This window comes from Victivallis lenta (genome assembly GCF_009695545.1).
Classification (GTDB): domain Bacteria; phylum Verrucomicrobiota; class Lentisphaeria; order Victivallales; family Victivallaceae; genus Victivallis; species Victivallis lenta.
Map to the genome: position 1 here is coordinate 58,709 of NZ_VUNS01000014.1, position 22,696 is coordinate 81,404.

Sequence of the window (22,696 nt, forward strand, 5' to 3'; positions counted from 1 at the left end):
AACAGCCATGAACAGCGAAAAACTTCTGATCCATCTCGAGCTGAAGCAGGGATACAACAAGGTGTTCGACCGCGGCGAACACAATATGGCGCTGACCGCGTTCGGCGTGATTCAGCTTGCGGCGGGGAGCTCTTACCGGGCTTCGACCGGGGAGTGCGAGGTTGCGCTCGTGCTGCTCGGCGGCAGGTGCGCGGTCCGCGGCGAAGCGTTCGACTTCGCGGAGGTCGGAGCCCGCAGGAACGTTTTCGACGGCAGGCCGCACACGGTCTACCTGCCGCGCCGCACCGCATATGAGATCGCGGCGGTCACCGATGCGGATATCGCGTATAACGCCTCGCCGGCGACGCGCGATACGGCGAAACCGTGTGTGATCACGCCGGAGATGACCCGCGAACTCACGCTCGGGCGCGACAATTTCACGCGCAAGGCCACGATCATGATCGACGAGACCTTCGACTCCGAACACTTCTACATCGGCGAGGGGATGATTCCCTCCGGCAACTGGTCCGGCTACCCGCCGCACCGCCATGACGTCGACAATCCGCCGGAGGAGATCGATATGGAGGAGACCTACTTCTACCGCTTCAATCCCCCGCAGGGGTTCGGCATTCAGAAGGTCTATACGTCCGACGGCCGCATCGACGAAACTTACACCGTCAGAAACAACGACACCGTTGCGATCGCGGAAGGCTATCATCCGCTCTGCGGCGCTCCCGGCTACGAGATGTACTACCTCTGGACGATGGCCGGGAGGGTCAACCGCGGACTGATCTCCGCGAAGGACCCGCAGCACGGCTGGGTGAAGTAAGATGGCGCGGACGGATGCCGTGCTGCTCGGAATCGACTTCGGTTCCGGCGGCTGCAAGGTCACCGCGATCGACGGTTCCGGGCGGCTGCTCGGCGAGGCGTCGCGGGAGTACCCGACTTACTACGAACGCCCCGGCTGGTCCGAGCAGGAGCCGGCCGACTGGTACCGTGCGATGTGCGGAGCGCTCGCGCAGGTGCGCGCTTCCGGCGTCGATTTCACGCAGCTCTGCGCGGTGGCGTTCGACGGCTCGACCCACAATGCTGTGCTGCTCGACGGCGCGATGCGCCCGATTCGCCGCACGATCATGTGGACCGACCAGCGCAGCGTCGAAGAGTGCGCGTCCCTGAAAGAGAAACATGGGGAGCGCATTTTCGAAATCGCGTACCAGATGCCGACGCCTACCTGGACGCTGCCGCAGCTGCTCTGGCTGAAGCGGCATGAGCCGGAGGTTGCGGCAAAGACGAAGCATATCCTTTTCGTGAAGGATTTCGTCCGCTTCCTCGTCTCCGGCGTCGCGGCGACCGACCGCATCGAGGCGCAGGGGACGCTTTTCTACGACATGAAAGCGCGCGCCTGGTCGCGGGAGCTCTTCGCGCTGACCGGCTTCGATTTCGCGGCGCTGCCGGAGCTCGTCGAGCCGACCTCGCGACTGGGAAGCGTGACGCCGCAGGCCGCGGCGGACACCGGGATTCCGGCCGGGACGCCGGTGATCTGCGGCACGTCGGACTCCGCCGTCGAAGATTACGGCGCGGGGGCCGTCGAGCCGGGCGACTGCATCGTGAAGCTCGCAACCGCCGGAAACGTGAATGTCATGACCGCTTCCGCCTGTCCGTATCCGTCCACGCTGACCTACGGGCATGTGATTCCGGGCATGTGGTACACGGTTTCCGCGACGAATGCGGCGGCGCTCTGCCAGCGCTGGTTCCGAGACCTTTTCGGAGATGCGGAGAAGGCCGAAGCCGGTGTGAGCGCCGGCAGGGTGTTTGACCTGATGGACCGTCGCGCGGCGGTCTCACCGGCCGGGGCGAACGGCGTGATGTTCCACCCGTATCTGCAGGGAGAGCGTTCGCCGTACTGGGACGCGAAGCTGCGCGGCAGCTTCACGGGGCTTTCGATCGCGTCGACGCGCGGCGACTTCATACGCGCGCTGCTTGAAGGGGTCGCGTTCTCGCTGCTCGACTGTTACGGGCTCATCGAGGAGATGGGACTGCCGGTGAAGCGGATTTTCCTGATCGGCGGCGGGGCGCGCAGCGCGCTCTGGAGCGGCATCGTCTGCGATGTGTTCAACCTGCCGGTCGCGGTTCCGTCCCCGGGCGATGCATCGTTCGGCGCGGCGCTGCTGGCCGGAACCGGAATCGGGCTTTTCCCCGACAGCCGCGACGCCGTGAAACGCTGTCTCCGGATCGACCGCGAGCTCAGACCCGATCCGGAGCGCGCCGCGCAATATGCGGAGCTCTTCCGAACCTACCGGGAGATTCACGACGCGCTCGCCCCGGTTTACCGGAAGCGCGGAACGGCTTCACGCGCCCGATAGATGTCAATCAACCAAACCGTCAGGAGTTTTGGAATGCAACTTGCCAGAGACAACTACATGTACCAGATGGTCCGCTGCGAACTCATGGACGCGGTCGGAGCGGAATTCGTGAATTCCGGGGCGGCGGACGCCCTCGGACACTCGATCGACTACTACTGGATTCCGGAGATGTGGCACGACCGCGGGCGCGAGCCGCAGAGGCCCGACTTCGTGGTTCATCCCGGTTCGGCCGGAGAGGTCGCCAAGGTCATGAAGATCGCGAACCAGTATGGAATCCCGGTCACCCCGTGGGGCGGCGGTTCCGGCTCCCAGGGCGGCGCGCTGCCGGTCTACGGCGGCATCGTCCTCGACATGAAACGCATGAACAGGGTCGTCGAAATCGATACGCGCACACTCTCCGTCACCTGCGAAACCGGCATCAATGCGCAGCATCTCGAATGGGCGGTTGAAAAGGCCGGCTACTCGACGATGCATTTCCCCGCCTCCATCGCCTGCGCGACCATCGGCGGATTCCTCGCGCACCGCGGCACGGGTGTGCTCTCGACCAAGTACGGCAAGATCGAAGACATGGTCATGTCGCTCGAGGTCGTGACGCCGACCGGGGAGATCATCAATACGCTGCCGGTTCCGCGTCATGCGTCCGGCCCGGATCTCATGATGCTGTTCCTCGGCAGCGAGGGCACGCTCGGCGTGATGACGAAAGTCACTCTGAAAATCCACCCGATTCCGGAGGCGCGGAAATTTCACGCGTTCCTCTTCCCCGACATGCATTCGGCGATGACCGCCGGAGCGGGGCTTATGCACAGCCGGCTTCAGCCCTGCGCGATCCGTCTCTACGACGGCCCCGAGACCGCCCGCCTCATCAGGCGTGTGCTCGGCATCGACCGCGAGGGGGCGTACCTCGTCTTCGGCTTCGACGGCCCGGAGAAGATCGTGGATCTCCAGATGGAGCGCGCCTGCGAAATCTGCCGCGCGGCCGGGCCGAAGGAGGACCTCGGTTCCGAGTCGGGCGAAGCATGGTGGAAAAACCGCTACAAATTTTTCTATCCTCCCTACATGTTCCATATGCCGCAGGCGTTCGGCACGCTCGACACGGTTGCCACCTTCAGCAGGATCGAGAATGTCTACTGGGCGATGAAAGAGACGGTCGAGGAGAATTTTCCGGAGGCGACGTTCATCGGGCACTTCTCGCACTGGTACGACTGGGGCTGCATGCTCTATGCGCGCTTCATCTTCGAACAGGCGCCGGAGGACCCGGCCGAGGCGGCCGCACTCTATAACCGGGTATGGGATCTTGCGATCCGCGCGGCGATCCGCGAAGGCGGCGTGATCAACGAGCACCACGGCGTCGGCCTGAAGCTCGGACGGCTGATGAAAGAGCTCTACGGTCCCGCGATGCATGTGCTCGAGGACATCAAGAAACAGCTTGACCCCAACAATATCATGAACCCCGGCAAGATGGGTTTCAGAGGAGTTTAACATTATGAATATCGATTCGTTTGCCGAAGTCATTTCCGCCTGCCGGTTCTGCTTCATGTGCCGTCATCTGTCGGCGGTCGGGCAGGCCGGCTGCCGCGAAGCGGATACGCCGCGCGGCCGGGCGCTGATCGCGGACACGGTCCGCATGCATCCGGAAAAAATTTCTGACGCCGATTTCGTCGATGCCGTCTACCGCTCCGACCTCTCCGGCGCGAACCGCTTTCACTGCGACGGCTGCCATGACGGCAGAGGGTACGACGAAATCGGCCTTCAGCTGGCGCTCCGGCGCGACATCGTCGAAGCCGGAGCCGAGCCGGAGCGTGTGAAAAAGCTGGCCGATGAGCTCGAGGCGACTGCCGAATGGAAAACCGAAGGCTCCGGCGACGTGCTCTATTTCGTCGACCGTTATACGAAAGAGATTCCGGCTGTCGCGCAGAGTTTTGCAAAGCTCGCGGCAAGGGGACGCATCGCGTACCGCACGGTCACCGGCGGCTGCATCGGCAAGGCGCTCGGCGTGCTCGGCTATGCGGCGCGCTCGAAGGCGGTTGCGGAAAAGTTCGCGGCATTCGTGAACGGGCTCGGCGCAAAGGCGCTTGTGGTTTCGAATCCGGCTGCGTATGATGCACTGGTCAACGATTACGGAAAGTACGGCATCGGCCTGAAGGTGAAGGTCATGCACAGCTCCGAATTCATCGCGGGGCTGAAGCTGGATTTCAGGCAATGCGGCGAGGCGGTCTGCTGTCTGGAGAGCGACTACCTGAAGAACTATGTGAAAAACTACCCGTATCCGGCCGAACTTCTGAAGCAGCTCGGCGTCGTCTGCAAGCCGTTCGGGACGAACGATGAAGAATCTTATACGGCGGGGGAGGGCGCGGTCGTGCTGCCGCTGTTGAATCCGCAGCTTGCGAAACTGCTGGCCGGTCAGGTCGCGGCCCGCGCCGGGGAGGAGTTGTCGGTCACGGCGTCGCCGTACACGCGGCGCGTCCTTGCCGGGGCGGGGCTGAACGTGCTGACGCTCGAAGAACTTGCGGCGAAGTCGCTGTAACGGGAAGCGGGGGCGGATTCGCCGCCCCTGTCTGATACTTGAAAGGAGCCCATATCGATGTCGCTTGTCACCATGCGGGAGCTGCTGCCCGCCGCCAGAAAGCAGAGGCGCGCCGTCGGCGCATTCAACGTGGCGAACTACGAGACCGCTGCCGCTGTCGTCCGGGCTGCGGAGAAGGAGAGGTCGCCGGTCATCATCCAGCTCTACATGCGGCTCTTCAATTCCGACAAGGCGTATGACCTGGCAGGAATGCTGATCCGCATGGCCGGACGGTCGAGCCAGCCCGTCGCGCTGCACCTCGATCACGGCGACTCCGTCACGCAGGTCGAAAATGCGCTGAAATGGGGATACACCTCCGTCATGTTCGACGGTTCGCGGCTGCCGTATGACGAAAACGTCCGGCTGACCCGCCATTGCGCGGAACTCGCGAAAGCCGCCGGAGCGTCGATCGAGGGCGAGATCGGGCACGTTGCCATGGGCGACGATACCGCCCTGACCGAACCGGAAGAGGCCGAAGCGTTCGCCTCGGCCGCCGGAGTCGACGCGCTGGCCGTCTCCATCGGGACCGCCCACGGCTATTACAGGAGCGAACCGAAGCTCGACATCGCCCGCTGCCGGGCCATCGCCGAACGGCTGCCGGATGTGCCGCTCGTGCTGCACGGCGGTTCCGGAACTCCGCTCAGCGAGATTCGCAAGGCGATCGGGAACGGCATTGCGAAGATCAACGTCGCCACCGAGTTTCAGCACACATTCCTGAAGTCGGCCGGAACGAGTCTTGCCGCCCTTGACGGGAAATTCGTTCCGGTTGACAAATTCATGGAGCCGGTCATCGATGACTGCGCCGCTTACATTGCCCGGCTGATCCGCTTCTTCGCCGGACGGTGATTTTTCCGTATGCCTGTGACGGAATCGGTAATCGGCTTACCGCGGAGCGCCTCGCCTGGAGCTGCACCGGCAACCTGCTGAATCAGTACACGGCAATCAACAGCGATCAGCCGACCTGTGACGCCGACGGCAATATGACCACCGGCGACATGGGCCGTCGGATTGAGAAGAAAGTCTCTCCTCCAAGGGGCAGCTTTCCCCCCGCAACTGGGGGGGAGGGCAAACATTATAAGTTTGCTTATAATGAATCGTTCAATGATAAAATAGCCTGCGGTGTAAAAAGAGAGTGATTGCGGTTGCTTTTTAGTTTATTCGGACCGGAAAATTTCCTTGATAAAAATTTTTCTCAGATCGTAGTCCGGGTGCTCTTCTTGTTTCGCAATTCTCCACATTTTTCCCGGACACCGCTTGTATTTTTCTCTGCCCCTGACTAGATTACCCTCAGAATCTCCTTTTCGTCGCGGAATGCCGTCTCTGGATGTCTATGTTGAAGGAGGATGATATATTGACCCTGCTGGTAATCGTATTGATACTGTCAACAACATGTGTTATTTTTCAAGATAAAGTTGCTGATTTTTTGTTGAAATATATTTTTACGGAAAAAAGATTAAAACGCATTGATGGTTTTCTTTCAGGAAAAGAATTACGCAAAGAGGCACAAGAAATAGATTTTGTTTTGAATGCATCGGCTTCTGAGCTGAAAGGACGATTTCAAAATATTTGTAAAAAATACGGGAAACGTTATCAAAAAAAAATTCAAAGACCTCCGTATATGCAATTATTGCCGATTGCCGTGCAAGATTTCTTTGAAAAATATGATTACCTGGTGATTGCTAGGCATAAAATTTTAGATATAAAAAAGATGCAAGTTGAAAACTATAGTGGCCAAGAATATATTCTCGTAGGAAGGGACAGAGAAGATGACGCAGATTATCTGGTAATCCCGCAGCAGAATGAAAATAGAGTTTTTATAAGTTATCTTCCCGGAAGTGAAATGTCTTTGGAAGAAGCGGAGAGTGTCACGGATCAACCTTTCATTTCCAAAGATTATTTTGCTTCCTTTGAGAATTTTCTCTGTTATATGGATCTTTACCTTAGTAAATAAAATATGCTGCTTTTTTAATAATGTGTTCAGAGTGTTTTGCACTGTGAAACTTAAAGGCATCATATTACTTCACCTGAAATTGACCGATCTGGGGAGGAGGATGGGATGAATATCGCGTTGACGGAAAGGTGGGGCGTGCCGACCTCTACGGCGAGACAACCCACAGGAAGCGGGAACGGCTCGGCAACGGTGTGGCTCGTCAGACCGTAACCAGTCCGGATGGAACCAAAGCCATCCAGCCGAGCCGCGACCGGCTTTCCGGCCCGGATGGCGGAAAACGGGCTGAATTGCATTTGCGTCATTGATTTTTGCCCGGAAACTGTCTATATTATCTGAATTCGATATATTCGGAGGCAGACTCCGATTTCATCTGGAACCGGGTTGATGTGCGATGGCAGGGGCAGGGAATAAGTATCAGATCGATATGTGCCGCGGGCCGCTGTTCGGGAAGATCGTGCTCTTTTCCGTCCCGCTGATGTTGTCCGGAATTCTGCAGCTGCTGTTCAATGCGGCTGATCTGGTCGTGATCGGCCGGTTCGCGCCCCACGAGGCGATCGCCGCAGTGGGGGCGACCTCCTCCCTGACCGGGCTGATCATCAATGTGTTCATCGGCCTCTCCATCGGAACCAACGTCCTGGTTGCAAACTATTACGGCGCGAAGGAGCGGAGGAATGTGAGCCGCACGGTCCATACCGCCATTCTGACGGCGATCATCGGCGGCATTTTCCTGACCGGAGCGGGAGTCGTCCTGGCCAGGCCGCTCCTGACGCTGATGGGGACGCCGGACAACGTTCTCGACAAAGCCTGCCTCTACATGTGGGTTTACTTTTCCGGAATGCCGTTCATCATGCTGTACAACTTCGGCAGCGCCATCATGCGGGCTGTTGGCGATACGCGCCGCCCGCTGTATTTTCTGCTGTTCGCCGGAATCGTCAATGTCGCGCTGAATCTCTTTTTCGTCCTGGTGTTCCACATGGATGTCGCAGGAGTGGCGCTGGCGACGGTGATCGCGCAGGGAATCGCCGCCTGGCTGGTGCTGCGGTGTCTCGGGCAGGCGAGGGACGCCTGCCGGTTGAGGCGACGCAATCTGCGGATCGACCCGGTCATCCTGAAACGCATGCTGTGGATCGGCCTGCCTGCCGGTATTCAGGGAATGTTTTTTTCGATTTCGAACATTACGATCCAGTCCTCGGTCAACTCCTTCGGCTCCCTGGCGATGGCGGGCAACACGGCGACCTCCAGCCTGGAGGGGTTCGTCTACATCGGGTCGAACGCTTTTCACCAGACCGTGGTCAGCTTCGTCGGCCAGAACCTCGGCGGCGGCCGGTATGACCGGATTCGCAGAAGCATTCTTTACTGCATGGCTTGTTCGAGCGTCGTCTGTTTGGTGATGGGGTTCGGATTCCTGCTCGACGGCCGGCGCCTGCTCGCCGTCTACAATTCGAATCCGGAAGTGATCGCATGGGGGATGCTGCGGATGAAGGTTCTCTTCACGACCTATTTCCTGTGCGGCATGATGGATGTGGTGAGCGGGGCGCTGCGGGGACTCGGACACTCCGTGATGCCGGCCGTCATCACGTTGATCGGAGTCTGCGTGCTGCGGGTGGTCTGGGTATGCACTGTTTTTCCGCTGCACCCGACCATGGGGAATCTCATGCTCTCTTATCCGATCACGTGGGCGGTGACGGCTGCCGCCAACGGTCTCTATCTCTACTGGGTGTGCCGGAGGCTCTCCCGTCCCGAATACGGAGTCGTGAAGCGCGCCTGACCCGAATCCGGCCGGCTTCCGCGCGGACGCGAGGAGGGAGAACGGTACGCGGGGCGTGCTTTATCGAATCCGCTCCGACCGGCCGCGGGCCGTCAGCACCCGGAAATCTCACTCTCATCACGGTGTTTTTTCAGAATAAAGCGCCATTTTCGATTTGACTTTCCTCCACTGGTACGTTAAATTAAGCGTTCTTGACTCGTAACATGTTTATTGTTATGTTGTTACATGTTTTGTTTTGCGATTTTTGTTTCGTGATTTCTGTTAATTTTATTATTACATAAAATTAGGTGATTCTTGTTTTTTGTGATCGAAAGATCGATAATATCAATTTAAATTTTCTTTATTAAGTCTATGATTAACCAAGTGAAGTGCGTAAGGAAATTCACGCTGATTGAACTTCTGACCGTGGTGGCGATCGTGACGGTTCTGGCCGGCATGCTGATTCCCGTTCTTTTCGGTGCGCGGGCCGCTGCCCGGCAGATCAAATGCACCGGCAACCTGAAAAGCTTCACCCAGGCCGGCGCCCTCTATGCCGAAAGTTTTTCGGATTACTGGATTCCTCCGGCGAATCCGGCATGGTACGACCGGATTGAGTTCCGGCGGCTGGTCGGGGCGTCCGTCAAGCCGAAGAACAGTCTGGAGAACGCCGAGTCCGCGTTTCCGGCCGGAATGCTCTGTCCCGAGTCGTCCGCCGTGCGGTTCAACCGGCCGTTCGCTTATTTTTCGTACGGCGTGACGCTGGACAATCTCTCCGAGGAGAATTACCGGCGGTACGCTTTCCGCCTGCCGCGCATCCGAAAGCCGTCCGGGGCGGCTGCGTGGTTCGACGCCGTCGGCGTTTATGCGACGACGAATTCGAATTGCTTCACCGAGCAGGAGAATGAGATCCCGAACGGCCGGATCATCTACCGCCACCGCAAAATGCTGAATGCCGGCTTCTTCGACGGTCACGTCGCCTCCCTGTCTCCGGGGATTGTCGCGAAGCACTGGGACAGCCGGCTGTCTCAGTTCAACCGCTATTTTTACGAGGGCAACTGACTGTCGCCGGATCAGCGTTCGAGCAGAGCGACGCACATGGCGCTGATGCCCTCTTCCCGCCCCTCGAAGCCGAGTTTCTCCGTCGTCGTCGCCTTGACCGATACCCGGTCGAGCGGCACGGTCAGCACCCGCGCGAGATTCGTCCGCATGGCGAGGTTGTAGTCGAGCAGCTTCGGCTTCTGGGCGACGATGGTCAGATCGATGTTGCCGATGCGCCAGTCCGCCAGGCGCGGGTCCCGCATGACGGCGCCGAGCAGTTTCAGGCTGTCGGCATCCTTGTAGGCGGGGTCGGTGTCCGGAAAAAAACGGCCGATGTCGCCGAGCGCCAGCGCACCGAGGATTGCGTCGATGAGCGCATGGACTGCGACGTCGGCGTCGCTGTGCCCGTACAGCCCGGTCGGATGCGGCACCGGCACGCCGCAGAGAATGAGTTTGCGCCCTTCCGTCAGCCGGTGAACGTCGTAGCCTTGTCCGATCCGAATCATTTCTCCTCCTCCGCTTTCAGCAGCGGTTTCAGTTTCGGGAAAACCCGCAGCGCATTATTGCAGAATACCGCTTCGTGATGCTCTTCCGGCACGATTGCGCGGATGACCTTGATGTATTCGCCGATGTTGACCAGCGGATAATCCGAACCGTACAGAAAACGGCTCCAGTCGCCGAGGTAATCCATCCAGACTCTCATATGTTCGAGATAGCCGCGGAACTGTTTCAGGAATACGGCGGCGTCGATGGTTCCGGCCGCCAGTCCGGAGAGGTCGATCGAAACGTTCTCGTTCTTGGCCGCGACTTCGGTCGCGTCGACGATCCACGGATTCCCGTAATGGGCGAGCACGAAGCGGGTTTTCGGGAAGTCGACCGCAACTTCGTCCACCGTGAGCGGGTGCGCGTACTTGACATGCCCGCGGGTGCCGGCCGTGTCCCCGGTGTGGATGACGACCGGCACATCGCAGGCTGCCGCCAGCTCGAAGAACGGGTAATGGCGCGGGTCCGACAAATAAAGATGGTGGTACCCCGGGTAGAATTTGAGCCCGACGCACTGCGGGGTCTGCAAATACCGTTCGAACTCTTCAAGCGACCGTGTCGTGTTTTCCGGCGTGATCGCTCCGGAATCGACTCCGGCGCAGTAGGCGATATAGTCCGGCTGCCCGTAATGCTCCGGCGTTGTGTTTCCGGCCAGATTCGGTGTCATCGGGCGGCAGACGGCGGGATCTCCGCCGTCCCGGCCGGCCCCCATGGCGACGGCCATGACCACGCCGTTCTTCCTGAAATTATCGGCCACGCCTTCGACGGTGTTGACCTGCCCGGACTCCGCGGCGGTTTCGTTGAACCCGTCCCAGCCCGCGTAATGAATATGTGCATCGATGATCTTCATGATTCTCCTCGTTCTTCATAGATTACGCCGCGTGCAGGTTCCCATGACGACGGAGCGGCCGTGGGGGAAGCCGGAGCTTTCCCGAAACCTGCACACGGCGTTAATTTACCCCGTTTGCCGCGGAAAAGCAAGCCGGAACTTGTATTTTCACGGATGCCCGCTATATTAACCGGATTTGATCAATGAAGGAGTTTTGAGCATCATGGACCCGGCGACGAAAATGTTGCGCAATCCGGTCATTCCGACCTATTTCAGCATCGCGCTGCCCTGGACGATGGCGACGATGGCGAGCTCGTCCGCTGCGATCGTCGACGGGATTTTCGTCGGCAACTTCGTCGGGGCGAATGCGCTGGCGGCGGTCAACCTCGTCATGCCGCTTTTCACCCTGATCGGGGGGATCAGCACGGTGATTTCGACCGGCAGCGTGGTGAAATATGCGAAGTACGCCGGGGAGCACGACTGGGAGAAGGCGGCTGCGATCTTCACGAAGTCGATGATCGTATTGACGGTTTTTTCGCTGCTTTTCACGCTGGCGGCGTTTGCGTTTACGGATGGGATTCTGCATGTCCTCAGCGTCAATGCGGAGCTGTACGGACTTTCGCGGCTGTATCTGCGCATCACGGCCGCGTTTCAGGCTTTCATGATCCTCGGATTCGGGCTGTCGTTCTTCGTCCGGGTGGACGGGAGTCCGGCCGTCGCCTCGGTGGCCGTGACCGGAGGCGCCGTGCTCAATATCCTGCTCGACTGGCTCTTTCTGGCCGTTTTCGGCTTCGGGCTGGCCGGGGCGGCGTATGCGACGGGCCTGTCGTTCGTCTTTACGCTCGCAGTCGCCTGCTGCCGCCTGCCGCGCCGCGACTGCCGGCTGAGGCTGACCCGGCGTCTCGGGTGCTGGCGGGATTTCCTGGGGGCGGTTTACAACGGCTCCTCCGAGCTCCTGAACGAGATTTCGGGAGGATTCATCGTCTTTCTGATCAACGGAATCATGATCCGCGCGGCCGGCGCCAGCGGCGTGGCCGGTTTTGCGGTAATCAGCTATCTGCTGGTGTTCGGCATGATGGCCGCCTTCGGATTCAGCGACAGCCTGAGTCCGCTGGTCAGCTGCAACATGGCGGCCGGCAAGCGGGGCAGGGCGACCGCGTTTCTGCTGACCGCGTGCCTGACCGTGTTCGGCATCGGCGCTCTCCTGTTCGCGGTGCTGACGCTGTGGCCGGAACCGCTGCTGCGGGCATTCCTGCCCGAGGATGCGGCTGCGCTGCAGATCGCGCAGGAGTTCCTGCACGGATTCCGCTGGATGTTCCTGCTGGCGGGAGTCAACATCGTTTTCACTTCGTACTTCACCGGACTGCACAAGCCGCTCTGCTCGCTGGTGACGGCGGGGCTGCGCGGCATGCTGCTGCCGCTCCTGCTGGTCTGGACATTCTTCCGGGTCTGGGGAATTCCGGGCAGCGCGGCGGCGGTTCCGGTCTCGGAGCTGCTGACCTTCACGGTCGGAGCCGTCATCATCTTCAGGCTGAATCGCCGTCATCTGTCGCGCGGACGGCGGGCGGCGGTGCTCGTACACCTGCCGCGCATCCGGTGAGCTCTGTTTTTTCGAAAAATTTGCGGCTTCCGGCGTTTGATAAATCCGGAGGATGCGTTACATTAATTATTGTTAACAAGCTTAACAAAGTAGCAACCCATCATGGAAGGAGTTCCGGAAGATGTACTATACCGGATTTGCGGACGAAGCGGCGCGGGGAATCACCGGCCAGATCGAAGCGACGAAAAAGCTTGGCTGGAAGTGGATCGAATCGCGCGCGGTTGACGGCGTCAACATCCACGATTTGCCGGAGGAGAAGTTCGAGGCGGTCGCCGCCGAGCTTGAAGCATCCGGCGTCGGCATCAACTGCTTCGGCAGCGCTGTGGCGAACTGGGGCTGGGACCCTGTGAAGGAAGAGGATTTCAAGGCGACGGTCGAACAGCTGAAGCGGGCGCTGGTCCGCATGAAGAGGCTGAACTGCAAAATGATCCGCGGCATGAGCTTCCGGGCGCAGTGGAACCGCCCCGCCTGGGATGCCGAGATCGAAGCGCATGTTTTCCGCAAGGTCGAATTTCTGGTCAGAATGTGCGAGGAGGCCGGCGTTCTCTACCTGCATGAAAACTGCAACAATTACGGCGGCATGTCCTGGAAGCATACACTGAAACTGCTCGACCGGATCAAATCCCCGAATTTCAAGCTCGTCTTCGACACCGGCAACCCGGTGCTGAACTTCGACCGCAGCGAAGGCGACGAACTCAGCAGAGTCCAGAGCTCGTGGGAGTTTTACAGCCATGTGAAGGAGTTCATCCATTACGTTCACATCAAGGACGCGAAGTTCCTCGGTTCGAATATCGAGAGCGGCTTCAACAAAGCCGAGTTCACCTTCCCGGGCGAGGGGGAGGGGGACGTCGTCCGCATCGTGACCGATCTGCTGAAGAACGGCTACGACGGCGGGTTTTCGATGGAGCCGCATATGAAGAATGTGTTCCATGAGAGTGTCCCCGAAGGACAGCGCGAGCAGGAGAAGTTCGATAATTACGTCGAATACGGCCGCCGTTTCATGCAGCTGGTCGACGATGTGAAGAAGTCGCTCGCATAACAGATTTCGCCGACAGCATTTGAAACGATGTCCCGGTTTTCCGGCCGCAATGCAGCAGGGAACCGGGACATTTCTTCGGGTCCGCATTGGCGGAGTCTGGAATCGGCCGGAGATGAAAAAACGCGATGGAGCTTTCGATGCTTTTTCCGGGCCGGCCGTCAGCACCGCTGCGGAAGGGGCTCTGCCGGAATTCGAACAGCGGGAACTACTCCTCCGGATCGAAATCGGCCCGCTCAAGAGCGGTGCGGCAGCTCTCGCAGGAGAAGCCGCGGCCGATCAGAAAGCGGAACGCTTTTTCGCGCTTGCGGCGCGGATCGGTCTCGCGTGCGAGCAGACGGAGTTTGTAGGCGAGCGCTTCCGACGCGCGTTCCGCCTCGGTTTCGGCGGCGGCTTCGAGCGGTTCTTCCTGAAGTTCGGCCGGTATGCCGCGCTTGCGCAGCGCAAGCCTGATCCGGCGCCCGCCGAGACAGCGCCCGGCCAGAAGCTCCGTGTAATCGGCGGCGAATGCCTCGTCGTTGACATAGCCGCGTTTGCGACATTCGGCGACGGCGTCGCGCGCTTCGCGGAACGGATAACCGGCGGCGCAGAGCTTGTTCAGGAGCTCGCGCTCCGACAGGGCGCGGCGCGAAAGCAGCCGCATCGCTTTTTCCATCGCGCTTTTTTTCGGTTTTTCCATGCCGTCTCCTTTTCCGGAAGGTACTATAGAAGCAATTGCGGAAAATGCAATTGAAAAGTGCGGGTTTGGAGGTTATATTTTTTCCGGCCGACGTGATCGGAAGGGCGATGGTGTGTTAATGCCGCAGGAACATGAACAATGCCTTTCTCTTCAGAGAGCGGGGCCCCCGAAAAGTATCATCCGCCGTGCAAGCGCAGTGGATGACAAGCCCGACTTGTCCTCGGCAGCCACGGCGAAGGAGGAAGGGTGGCAACTTTTTGAGGAAAATATAAACAATGCCTTTCTCGGAGGTGTGAGTACGGCGGAGCCGCACGGAACACCGGAGAGCGGGGCCCCCGAAAAGTACCCGAAGCTTTTGGGCTGTAAGCCCAAAAGACCCGAGGCCCGTGGCCGAAGGGTGGCAACTTTTTGGGGAACATGGGAGTTCTGGAATGAAGCTGCCTGGTGATTTTCATGTTCATACGTGCATGCGGCCGGTCGATGACGGCGCGGAAGAGATGACGCCGGCGGCAGTGGCCGCCGCCATGCGGAGCCGCTCCTTCGGGGCGTTCGGGTTGAGTCCGCATTTTCATTTCGATTCGGATTTCGGCGCGGTCTGCGCCTTCCTCGACGCGGCGCGGGAGGAGACGCGCGGAATCCTCCCGATGTTCCGCGGCGTGGAGACCGAGTGCATCGACGCCGTCGGAAGTCTGCCGCTCTCGCCGGAGCAGGCCCGGCGGCTCGATTATGTGATTGCGGCCCCCGACCATTACAACTGTACCGGAGTCGTCCGGCCGCCGAAGGACCGGCGCGGCTGCCTGCTGTTCCACCAGAAGCTTCTGATTGCGCTGGCGGAAAATCCGCTGGTCGATGTCATTTCGCATCCGTGGGCCGCGCTGATTCTGCTGACCTGCGAAGGCCATCTGCCCGGTTACGACCGGATCGAGTCGCTCGATGCCGTGCCGGAGACGTGGATTGCCGAATTCGCCGCCGCCGCGCGGGAAAACCGGACCGCCGTCGAGATCAATGGTTTTTTCACCGGCACCTATCTGCGGCGCCGCGGGGAAACCGGCCGGTCCTACGGGGAGGCATACCGGAACTTCTACCGGATTCTCGCCGCTGCCGGAGTGATGCTGTCGCCGGGCAGCGACGCCCACCGCCTTGCGGACCTCGCCCAGATCGACGACGCCTCCGGCTGGCTCGAAGCCCTGAATCTGCCGGAGGCGCAGATCTGGCGGCCGCGAAAGCGGGCATGAAAAAAGCGCCCCGGGTGGAGCGCTTTTCACGGCTGTTCGCTCAGGCGCGCGTTTTCCGGTTCCGCAAACGGTAACCCGTGTAGGTTCCGCCGCAGACCAGCAGCGCAGCGAGGAGGCCCGGCAGCGGCTGGCCGGACGGAACCGGCGCTTTGGAACCGACCTGAACATTCAGCACCGACTGCGCCGCATCGATCATCTGATCGTAGGTGTAATTCCCGGTCGGCGAGGAAACATACTGCCCGTATTTTCCGAAGGCGACGACGTAGTTGTTCCTGTCGAGGATCGCGGTTCCGTTGTAGGTATGCTGGCCGTCGAGACCCGGCGTGTTGTACACGGTCCGGCCGTCGGCGTCCCTGGTCCAGAAGCCGATCGAGTCGCCGGCGTTGAATTTGAGCGCCTTCCCGTCGGCGCCGATTGCGGTGTACTGCCCGTTGCCGATATCCGCGAGCCTGATTTCCTCGCCCTTGTTCCGGCCGTCCAGATAATAAGCGCCGAATTCCGGCGCGCCTTTGCTGAACGATGCATACAGATAGGAGCCGGTGTTGAAATAAAACGCATTCTGCAGCCCGAACCTGCCGGCACGGTCGGCATAGGCGTCATAAGTATCCTTGCCGTAATCGGAATGGGCCGCGCTGATGCTGCCGTAATCGAACTGGAACGCCGCGAACGAACTTGCCGCCGCACAACAGAGAAGGAACGCAACCAACCGTTTTTTCATTTTCCAGCCCTTATCCATGACTTTCATAGTGATTCCTGTTTTAATATAGATTCACTCGTGTGGAAAGCAAATGCGGAACTGCGGGGAATGAATCTTTTTCGTTAAAAAAGCCGTTCTCCGAAAAGAAGTTGGAGAAACGGCTTTCCCGGTTGTCGGAAAGGTTCAGAGGCCGGCTTCGGTTTTCAGCTGCGCACACCACCTGCCGATGCGCCCGGCGGTCTCGCCGGGTTCGTTGTCATCGTCGAGGGCGAGCCCGATGAAGTGCCCGTTCTCTTCGGCGGTCGAGGCGCTGTGCGGATAGCCGGCGCTTTCCCAGGCGCCGATCAGGATGCCGCCGGCGGCCTTGACTATATCGCCGATTTCGCCCATCGCGTTCAGGTAGGTATCGGCGAAGCCGACCGCATCTCCGAGGCCGAAAAGCGCGACTTTGCGTCCTGACAGATCCGCCGCTTCGAGCATCGGCAGGGCGCTTTGCCAGTCGTCCTGGAGTTCGCCGCAGCCCCAGGTGGAACTGCCGAGAATGAGAAGGTCGGCCTTGAAATCGTCCGGGACCGCGTCGGCGGCGCTGACGGCGGTTCCGCCGAGTCCGGCGGCGATCGCCTCCGCCGCCCGCTGCGTGTTTCCTGTGGTCGAACCGTAGATGACTTTGATCGATTGGCTCATGAATAGCTCCTTATGTTCGGTTCTTCCGGACTATGCGGCCGGAAGAAGGTTGTGAATATCGCGTAACGTTTCTTCCAGCGGGCGGCCGCAGCCGACGACTTGGCGCATGGCGCTTTCCGCGCGGCGGAACCGTTCCATGACCGCCAGCGATTCGGTCGGTTCCCCGGCCACCCGCCAGAGGCCGCGGGGGAGGGCGAGGCAGGCGTCCGGATTCTCGATGTAGCCGCGCACATCCTTGAGCGGATAGCCGAGGAATACCCCGATTTCGTGCGGGAATCCGCTTCCGTTCCGGCAGCGGAACTCCAGCTCGGCCAATTCCGCGCCGCGCCGGTATCCGCGGCCGGCCAGAAATTCGGCGTTGTGCGGTTCGGAGAGCACACGTTCGAGCGCCCCTTCGCGGAAGAAGAATACCACGAGATTTTCGCTGTTCCGCCTCAGAATCCGGCAGCGGAGCTGCAACGCTGCGAGGATCTCCGGCTGGTGGAGGCAGAAGAGGTCATGCTGTTTCCCTCCCGTCTGCCGGCAGTCGGTCAGGCGAAGCAGCCCGGCCGGCTTGACGCCGAGAATCACCGGGGCCAGTTTGACCAGCAGATACCGGATCAGCCGGTTCGTGTCGGGGCATTGCATTGCAGGGGCTCCCTTGTTTTTTATTAGGTTTGACTAATTTGTATCGTAAATAAAAAATATCCGCTTCTGCAACAATATATATGCAGAGCGGATATTTTTCAAGCAATGAAAATTAGAAAAGACTAACTTTCTTCGGCTCGACCCGGTACAACACCAGCGGCGCGGCGATATAGCCGTTGACGCTTTCGGCGAAATCGAGGTAGTGGCGGGTTGCCTTGTGTTCCTCGAGCGCCTTGTCGTTCTCCCAGGTTTCGAGAATGAGATAGGTGTTCTGGTGCAGGACGTCCGGGAGGACGTCGTAACTGATGTTGCCCTTCTCCCTGCGGGAGTTTTCGATGAGCGGCCGGACCATTTCTTCGAAGGCTTCGGCTTTTTCGGGCAGGGTTTGAACGACGACGACGAGTTTGAACATGGTTACTTCTCCTCATTGGGTTTTCCGGCATCTTTGCCGGGGACGGCGGGCTGCTGCGGAGCGGGCGCCGGTTCGGGCAGCCGGCTCTGCAGCAGCTCTGCTTTTCTTCTCAGTTCCTCCTTCTGCATCTGTTCCAGCTGCTGCTGGAAGACAGGCAGATACTCCTGCATCTTCTTCTGGGTGACCTGCGCCGCCGCCGTGGCGATCCGGCTGCCTGCCGCGGCTTTTTTGCGGCCGATCGGGGTCTGGTAGAAGCGGATCAGCTCGCGGATTTCGTCCGGCGCGTAAACTTCGAGATAGATCCGGGCGAGCTCCTCCTTCTGCGCTTCGAACGAGATGGTATTCCGCAGGTACATTTCGAACGCCTGCCGGTATGCCAGCAGCTCCGGCGCGGCCTTCAGCTGGGCTTCGAGGCTGGTTTTGAGCGTCTGCTCCATCATCTGCGGGGTGCCTTCGGCTTCGAGAAGCGCATAGGCGAGCATTCTGTCCTCCAGCCTGGGCTGCCGGACCGGGTTTTCCGCGGAAAATCCGGCTACTGTCGCAAGCGTGAACGCCGCGGCGATGCTGACGATCTTCATGGTTTCTCCTCCGTCTGGTTTGCATCGGCGAGCCGGATGCCGTCATCGGTGATGACGATCTTCCGTTCCTTGTACAGCATGCCGATGAGCTGTTTGAATACGCGTTTGCTGAAACTGAAGCTGGCCTGAATCTCTTCGACGCTGCTCTTCGAGTTGAGCGGCAGGAAGCCGCCGGCGTCTTCGAGCGCGTCGAGGATCGCCGGCTTTCCGGCGGCGACGCCGTCGAAACCGTCGGGGCGGAAACGGATATCCGCCCGGTTCTCCTCTTCCCGGATGCAGTGGACGAAGCCGGTGAAGCGGTCGCCCGGCTTGACGGCGCGGAACAGCTCGTTGTCGTAGATGATGCCGATGTATTTATCGTCAATGATGACGCGCCAGCCGAGGCGGGCTTTATCCCAGACCGTGAATTTGACTTCCTGGTTCGGAACGAGTTCCCGCACATCGCCGGTATAGAACCGGCTCAGCCGGCGCGAGGCGACGATCCGGCCGGTCTTTTCGTCGATGTAAAGCCGCACCAGGTAACTCCTGCCGGCCTCGACGCGCTGCGGCTGTTCGCGGAACGGCAGCAGCAGGTCCTTGTCGAGCCCCCAGTCGAGAAAGGCGCCGATCTTCGTCGTCTCCTTGACCCGCAGCACGGCGAGCGTGCCGACTTCAGCCTTCGGCTTCTGCGTCGTGGCGACCGGCCGGTCCTCGGAGTCGAGCGACAGGAACACTTCGAGTTCGTCGCCCTCTTTGAATCCCGCCGGCGCGAACTTCTTCGGCAGCAGGACGGTTTCGCGGTGATTCCGGCCGTCGGAAAGGTAGAATCCGAATTCGGTCTCCTTCTCCGCGGTCAGCAGTTGATGTTTTCCGATGTTCAGCATATTCAGAGGTTCCTCCCGATCAGGCGGATGGAGCCGAGCGGACTCTGCACGCGCTCCGCCACGACACGGCATTTGACCCGCAGCAGGAAGAAGACCGGCCGTTCGCAGCCTTCGTCGAGCGATTCGAAATTTCCCTGGCCTTTCGAGACGACCACGTCGGCGCCGCGCATTGCGTCAAGCAGTTCCCGGCCGCTGTGGCGCAGCGAGACCCCCGGCGCCCGGTCGCCGGTGTCGACGATGCGGACTCCTTCGATGCCGGAGAGCGCGGCTTCGCGCCGGGTTACGTCGTTCAGGATCGGATATCCCCGCACGCCGACCGTGATTTTGTCGCGGTAGCGTTCGATGAGCAGCCGGTCGATCACGGCTTCGCCGCAGTTGTCGAGCATGTAGAAAATCGATCCGGCCGTGTCGAGGCGGCGCCGGAATTCGGCGCAGAGTTCGCGGTCGAACGGGAGATCGAACACTTCGCGAATCCGCTTCTCCGCTTCATGCAGTTCGAAATTCGGGTTTACACCGTAGTCGATGATGTTTCCGCCGATGGCGAGCCGCACGGCCGCCTCGAACGGATCCGGATGCGCTTCGGCGGTGCGGCGCAGTTCCGGCAGGAGCGCGAGTCCGAGTTCGGTCGAGCGGTCCTTGATGTCCCGGAACGGGTCATCGATGCCGGAGAGCTCGGTGACGACGGAGTGGAACATCGCGGCGAACTCCGGCGGAGTCGTCTCCCGGTCCGCTTCGAGCACGAGTTTCAGCAGCCGGCGGACGAGGGCGTGCCGCTCCTCTTCCCCGCCGACCGCCTGCTTGGCGAGCTCGGAAAGCTGGGAGAGGATGCACGGATAACAGTCTACTTGAACGCGCATCGTTTACGCCTCGGTCCAGTTCGAGCGCAGGAGCGCGGCGGTTGCCTCGAGCGCTTCCGGCACGCAGCGGATGTCCGCCAGCACCGGCATGAAATTATTATCGCCGTTCCAGCGCGGCACGATATGCATGTGCAGGTGGTCCGGCACTCCCGCGCCGGCTGCCGAACCGAGGTTGAAGCCGACGTTGAAGGCGTCCGGACTCACGACCTTGCGCAGCGTGAGCTCGGATTGGATGCAGAGTTCGAAAATCTCGGCGCGCTCCTCTTCCGACAGCAGCGGCAGGTCCGCGAGGTGACGGTACGGCGACACCAGCAGGTGTCCCGCATTGTACGGGTAGCGGTTCAGCATCACGAAAGCGGTTCTGCCGCGCCGGATGACCAGCATGTCCCCGGGCTTGCCGGACGGGGCGTCGCTGTCACAGAGAAAACAGCGTTTCTCCCTTTCCCCGCGGATGAATTCGACGCGCCAGGGCGCCCAGAGCGGACGGGGTGTTTCTTCCATATCATTGTTCCTTGGTTGGCTGATTGACCGTCAGGCTGCGGAGATGCCGTTTGCGCCGGACGAACTGTTCGACGGCAAACAGCATCCACGCGGCGCAGCCGATGCCGAGCAGCAGGACGAACCATTCGCCGAACCGGACGAAGACGGTTTTCTCCGGCTGCTCCGGCACATGGATGCGGACGGGCAGGATACCGCGCCCGCGGCGCAGTTCGAGCCGCTTTTCGGCTCCCGGCACTTCGAGAACCTGGGTGATCTCCCCCGTAGGCAGGACGACGAGGGAACCGCCGTTGTTGCCGCAGCGGACCATGGTCAGCCCGGTCTCGACCGCGCGGGTGACCGCGTTGGCGAGGTGCTGCTCGGGTTCGCTGCTGGTCGGGTACCAGGCGTCGTTCGAGAGGACCACGAGCACGTTTGCGCCGCGGAGCGCGAACGCCCGGGTCAGGTAGCTGAAGATGCCCTCGTAGCAGATGGCGACTCCGGCGCGGACGTTTTCCCCGAGCGGGACCGGGTTGAAATTCGTGCCGGGCGCCAGGTCGCGGTTCATGTCGATTCGGTCGATGATGAAGCCGGGCAGCAGCTCGCGGAACGGAATATACTCCCCGAACGGCACGCGGTGGATTTTATCGTATTTGTGGACGAGCCGGCCCGACCGGTCGAAATGCAGCGCGCTGTTGGTGACCTGCGGCGTGCTGCCGTCGCGCGGAAGCGGGTCGCGGAAATCGATCGCTCCGACCAGCATCGGTACCCGGTAGGAGAGCCCGAGCGACTGGACGGTCCGGCGGAATTTTGCCGAGATCGGGTGGGCGGCGCGGAACGGAACCGGAACCGCCGACTCCGGCCAGATCACGATATCGGGCCGGACTTCCCCTTGCAGGGCTTCGCGTGCGAGCGCGGCATAGATATCGAGCGCTTCATCCGCCTCGGCCGGCGTCGCGTTCCGCCGCTGGGAGATGTCGCCCTGCAGCAGGACCGGGAACCAGTTCGGCTCCCCCGTCTTCGCATGGTGCGTGTAAAGCAGCAGTCCGGCCGCGTGCAGCAGAGCGAAGAGCGCCGCCGCGAGCAGCAGCAGCTTGACTCCGGCGAGCCGGAAGCGGGTCAGCGCCGCCCCGGCCAGCGCAGCGCCGAAGAAGGCCGGGACGAACATGATTCCGTAGTGTCCGGTGACCGAAGCGATCTGAAGAAGCGGAATATTCCGCCACATGGTGACCGACAGGTCGTTCCACGGGAAGAGGCGTGACCGGGTCCACTCGAAGAGCGTGTAGAGCGCCGCCGCGCCGAAGGCGAAGAGGACGAGCCGCCCGAATGCGGCCGGTCCGGTGAGAAACCGTTTCCGCGCCTCGTACCCGTCGAGTTCGACCGCGAGCGGAAAGAGCGTGTTCCGCCAGAGGAACGGCAGGCACGCCGCCCAGCAGGCCGGCCAGAGCGAGATGACCCACGGCATCAGGAACGGGATCACCGGGTCGATTTCGCGCAGGAAACGGAAGGCGAAGAGCGACCAGCCGACGCCCCACGCGTAACCGGCCAGCGCCGCGAACCTCCAGCGCGAACGGGCCGCGACGGCGATGACCGGCGTCAGCGCGACCAGCGCGAGGACGCTGAAGTTCAAAGGCGGCAGCGCAGCCGCGAAACAGCCGCCGCCCGCGAAGCAGAGGGCGAGCTCCGCGAGGCGGCGGCGGAACGAAACAAGACCGGCTTCATTCGGCTCTTTTTCAGCCGCCGGAACCGGTTTGCCGGAAAAAAACGAGCGTAAATTCAACATTTCAGAACGAATCCCATTGACAGAAAGCTGCTTTCGGTGTAATTTACATCGCTTTACAGATAAATTCAAAACGGTTTTGGAAGAATTGCGGTGAAAGAGAGGGGCCGGAGCGGCTCTTCTCTTTTTCGCACGATTGTGCCGGAGCCAAGCGATAG

General features: G+C 60.6%; 24 protein-coding genes. 12 read left to right on the forward strand and 12 right to left on the reverse strand.

Features of this window, described 5'->3' with window-relative positions; translation table 11 throughout:
• The first annotated feature begins 7 nt into the window (after positions 1 to 7).
• From iolB to FYJ85_RS24300, 9 genes are all read left to right on the forward strand, one after another.
• Positions 8 to 808 carry a 5-deoxy-glucuronate isomerase gene (iolB, locus tag FYJ85_RS13130; protein ID WP_106055598.1) on the forward strand — a complete coding sequence of 267 codons (801 nt, stop codon included), beginning with the start codon at positions 8 to 10 and terminating at the stop codon, positions 806 to 808.
• A gap of 1 nt (position 809) precedes the next feature.
• Positions 810 to 2,342 (forward strand): xylulokinase, encoded by a 1,533-nt coding sequence (gene xylB / locus FYJ85_RS13135; RefSeq protein ID WP_154419094.1) that lies wholly within the window; start codon positions 810 to 812, stop codon positions 2,340 to 2,342.
• A gap of 33 nt (positions 2,343 to 2,375) precedes the next feature.
• Positions 2,376 to 3,821 carry an FAD-binding oxidoreductase gene (locus FYJ85_RS13140; protein WP_154419096.1) on the forward strand — a complete coding sequence of 482 codons (1,446 nt, stop codon included), beginning with the start codon at positions 2,376 to 2,378 and terminating at the stop codon, positions 3,819 to 3,821.
• 4 nt (positions 3,822 to 3,825) lie between these two features.
• Entirely contained in the window at positions 3,826 to 4,866 is a 1,041-nt protein-coding gene (locus tag FYJ85_RS13145; protein WP_154419098.1) for a (Fe-S)-binding protein, read from the forward strand.
• Positions 4,867 to 4,923: 57 nt separating this feature from the next.
• The gene (locus FYJ85_RS13150; protein ID WP_106055602.1) at positions 4,924 to 5,751 is read left to right on the forward strand and encodes a class II fructose-bisphosphate aldolase; all 828 of its coding nucleotides are present in this window, start codon (positions 4,924 to 4,926) and stop codon (positions 5,749 to 5,751) included.
• Between the two features lie 505 nt (positions 5,752 to 6,256).
• Positions 6,257 to 6,856 carry a hypothetical protein gene (locus FYJ85_RS13155; protein WP_154419100.1) on the forward strand — a complete coding sequence of 200 codons (600 nt, stop codon included), beginning with the start codon at positions 6,257 to 6,259 and terminating at the stop codon, positions 6,854 to 6,856.
• Positions 6,857 to 6,984: 128 nt separating this feature from the next.
• A complete protein-coding gene (locus FYJ85_RS13160) occupies positions 6,985 to 7,161 on the forward strand; it encodes a hypothetical protein (protein WP_154419102.1) in 177 nt (58 codons plus the stop codon).
• An 86-nt stretch (positions 7,162 to 7,247) separates the two neighbouring features.
• Positions 7,248 to 8,624, forward strand: a complete 1,377-nt coding sequence (locus FYJ85_RS13165) for an MATE family efflux transporter (protein ID WP_154419104.1) — start codon at positions 7,248 to 7,250, stop codon at positions 8,622 to 8,624.
• 363 nt (positions 8,625 to 8,987) lie between these two features.
• The gene (locus FYJ85_RS24300) at positions 8,988 to 9,662 is read left to right on the forward strand and encodes a type II secretion system protein (protein WP_206213172.1); all 675 of its coding nucleotides are present in this window, start codon (positions 8,988 to 8,990) and stop codon (positions 9,660 to 9,662) included.
• 11 nt (positions 9,663 to 9,673) lie between these two features.
• On the opposite strand, the gene ispF is transcribed toward FYJ85_RS24300, so the two are convergent.
• Positions 9,674 to 10,147 carry a 2-C-methyl-D-erythritol 2,4-cyclodiphosphate synthase gene (gene ispF / locus FYJ85_RS13175; protein WP_154419108.1) on the reverse strand — a complete coding sequence of 158 codons (474 nt, stop codon included), beginning with the start codon at positions 10,145 to 10,147 and terminating at the stop codon, positions 9,674 to 9,676.
• Positions 10,144 to 11,034: an amidohydrolase family protein gene (locus FYJ85_RS13180; protein WP_154419110.1), complete on the reverse strand. Its 891-nt coding sequence runs from the start codon at positions 11,032 to 11,034 to the stop codon at positions 10,144 to 10,146. The genes ispF and FYJ85_RS13180 overlap by 4 nt, the downstream gene beginning before the upstream one ends.
• Positions 11,035 to 11,236: 202 nt before the next feature.
• Between FYJ85_RS13180 and FYJ85_RS13185 the strand changes: the two genes are divergently transcribed.
• Together FYJ85_RS13185 and FYJ85_RS13190 are read left to right on the forward strand one after the other, a co-directional pair.
• Positions 11,237 to 12,613: an MATE family efflux transporter gene (locus tag FYJ85_RS13185; protein ID WP_106055608.1), complete on the forward strand. Its 1,377-nt coding sequence runs from the start codon at positions 11,237 to 11,239 to the stop codon at positions 12,611 to 12,613.
• A gap of 121 nt (positions 12,614 to 12,734) precedes the next feature.
• A complete protein-coding gene (locus FYJ85_RS13190) occupies positions 12,735 to 13,652 on the forward strand; it encodes a sugar phosphate isomerase/epimerase family protein (RefSeq protein WP_106055609.1) in 918 nt (305 codons plus the stop codon).
• A 205-nt stretch (positions 13,653 to 13,857) separates the two neighbouring features.
• Here the strand turns inward: FYJ85_RS13190 and FYJ85_RS13195 are convergent, their stop codons facing one another.
• The gene (locus FYJ85_RS13195; RefSeq protein WP_106055610.1) at positions 13,858 to 14,328 is read right to left on the reverse strand and encodes a regulatory protein RecX; all 471 of its coding nucleotides are present in this window, start codon (positions 14,326 to 14,328) and stop codon (positions 13,858 to 13,860) included.
• Positions 14,329 to 14,759: 431 nt separating this feature from the next.
• Here FYJ85_RS13195 and FYJ85_RS13200 point away from each other — a divergent pair, with 431 nt between their 5' ends.
• Positions 14,760 to 15,563 carry a PHP domain-containing protein gene (locus tag FYJ85_RS13200; RefSeq protein ID WP_154419111.1) on the forward strand — a complete coding sequence of 268 codons (804 nt, stop codon included), beginning with the start codon at positions 14,760 to 14,762 and terminating at the stop codon, positions 15,561 to 15,563.
• 40 nt (positions 15,564 to 15,603) lie between these two features.
• Here the strand turns inward: FYJ85_RS13200 and FYJ85_RS13205 are convergent, their stop codons facing one another.
• From FYJ85_RS13205 to lnt, 9 genes are all read right to left on the reverse strand, one after another.
• Complete coding sequence (locus FYJ85_RS13205) at positions 15,604 to 16,308, reverse strand: hypothetical protein (RefSeq protein WP_106055612.1); 705 nt, start codon at positions 16,306 to 16,308, stop codon at positions 15,604 to 15,606.
• A 135-nt stretch (positions 16,309 to 16,443) separates the two neighbouring features.
• A complete protein-coding gene (locus FYJ85_RS13210; protein WP_106055613.1) occupies positions 16,444 to 16,944 on the reverse strand; it encodes a flavodoxin in 501 nt (166 codons plus the stop codon).
• Between the two features lie 30 nt (positions 16,945 to 16,974).
• Complete coding sequence (locus tag FYJ85_RS13215) at positions 16,975 to 17,571, reverse strand: DUF3793 family protein (protein ID WP_154419113.1); 597 nt, start codon at positions 17,569 to 17,571, stop codon at positions 16,975 to 16,977.
• A 112-nt stretch (positions 17,572 to 17,683) separates the two neighbouring features.
• Entirely contained in the window at positions 17,684 to 17,983 is a 300-nt protein-coding gene (locus FYJ85_RS13220; protein WP_106055615.1) for a putative quinol monooxygenase, read from the reverse strand.
• A 2-nt stretch (positions 17,984 to 17,985) separates the two neighbouring features.
• Positions 17,986 to 18,561 carry a DUF2059 domain-containing protein gene (locus FYJ85_RS13225; protein ID WP_154419115.1) on the reverse strand — a complete coding sequence of 192 codons (576 nt, stop codon included), beginning with the start codon at positions 18,559 to 18,561 and terminating at the stop codon, positions 17,986 to 17,988.
• On the reverse strand, positions 18,558 to 19,424 hold the full coding sequence (locus tag FYJ85_RS13230) for a CvfB family protein (RefSeq protein WP_206213173.1): 867 nt from the start codon (positions 19,422 to 19,424) through the stop codon (positions 18,558 to 18,560). Before FYJ85_RS13230 ends, FYJ85_RS13225 begins: the two co-directional genes overlap by 4 nt.
• Before the next feature lie 2 nt (positions 19,425 to 19,426).
• Positions 19,427 to 20,281 (reverse strand): damage-control phosphatase ARMT1 family protein, encoded by an 855-nt coding sequence (locus tag FYJ85_RS13235; RefSeq protein ID WP_154419117.1) that lies wholly within the window; start codon positions 20,279 to 20,281, stop codon positions 19,427 to 19,429.
• Between the two features lie 3 nt (positions 20,282 to 20,284).
• Positions 20,285 to 20,782 carry an HIT family protein gene (locus tag FYJ85_RS13240; RefSeq protein ID WP_154419119.1) on the reverse strand — a complete coding sequence of 166 codons (498 nt, stop codon included), beginning with the start codon at positions 20,780 to 20,782 and terminating at the stop codon, positions 20,285 to 20,287.
• 1 nt (position 20,783) lies between these two features.
• Positions 20,784 to 22,541, reverse strand: coding sequence for an apolipoprotein N-acyltransferase (gene lnt, locus FYJ85_RS13245; protein ID WP_154419121.1), 1,758 nt, complete (start codon positions 22,539 to 22,541; stop codon positions 20,784 to 20,786).
• Positions 22,542 to 22,696 lie beyond the last annotated feature (155 nt).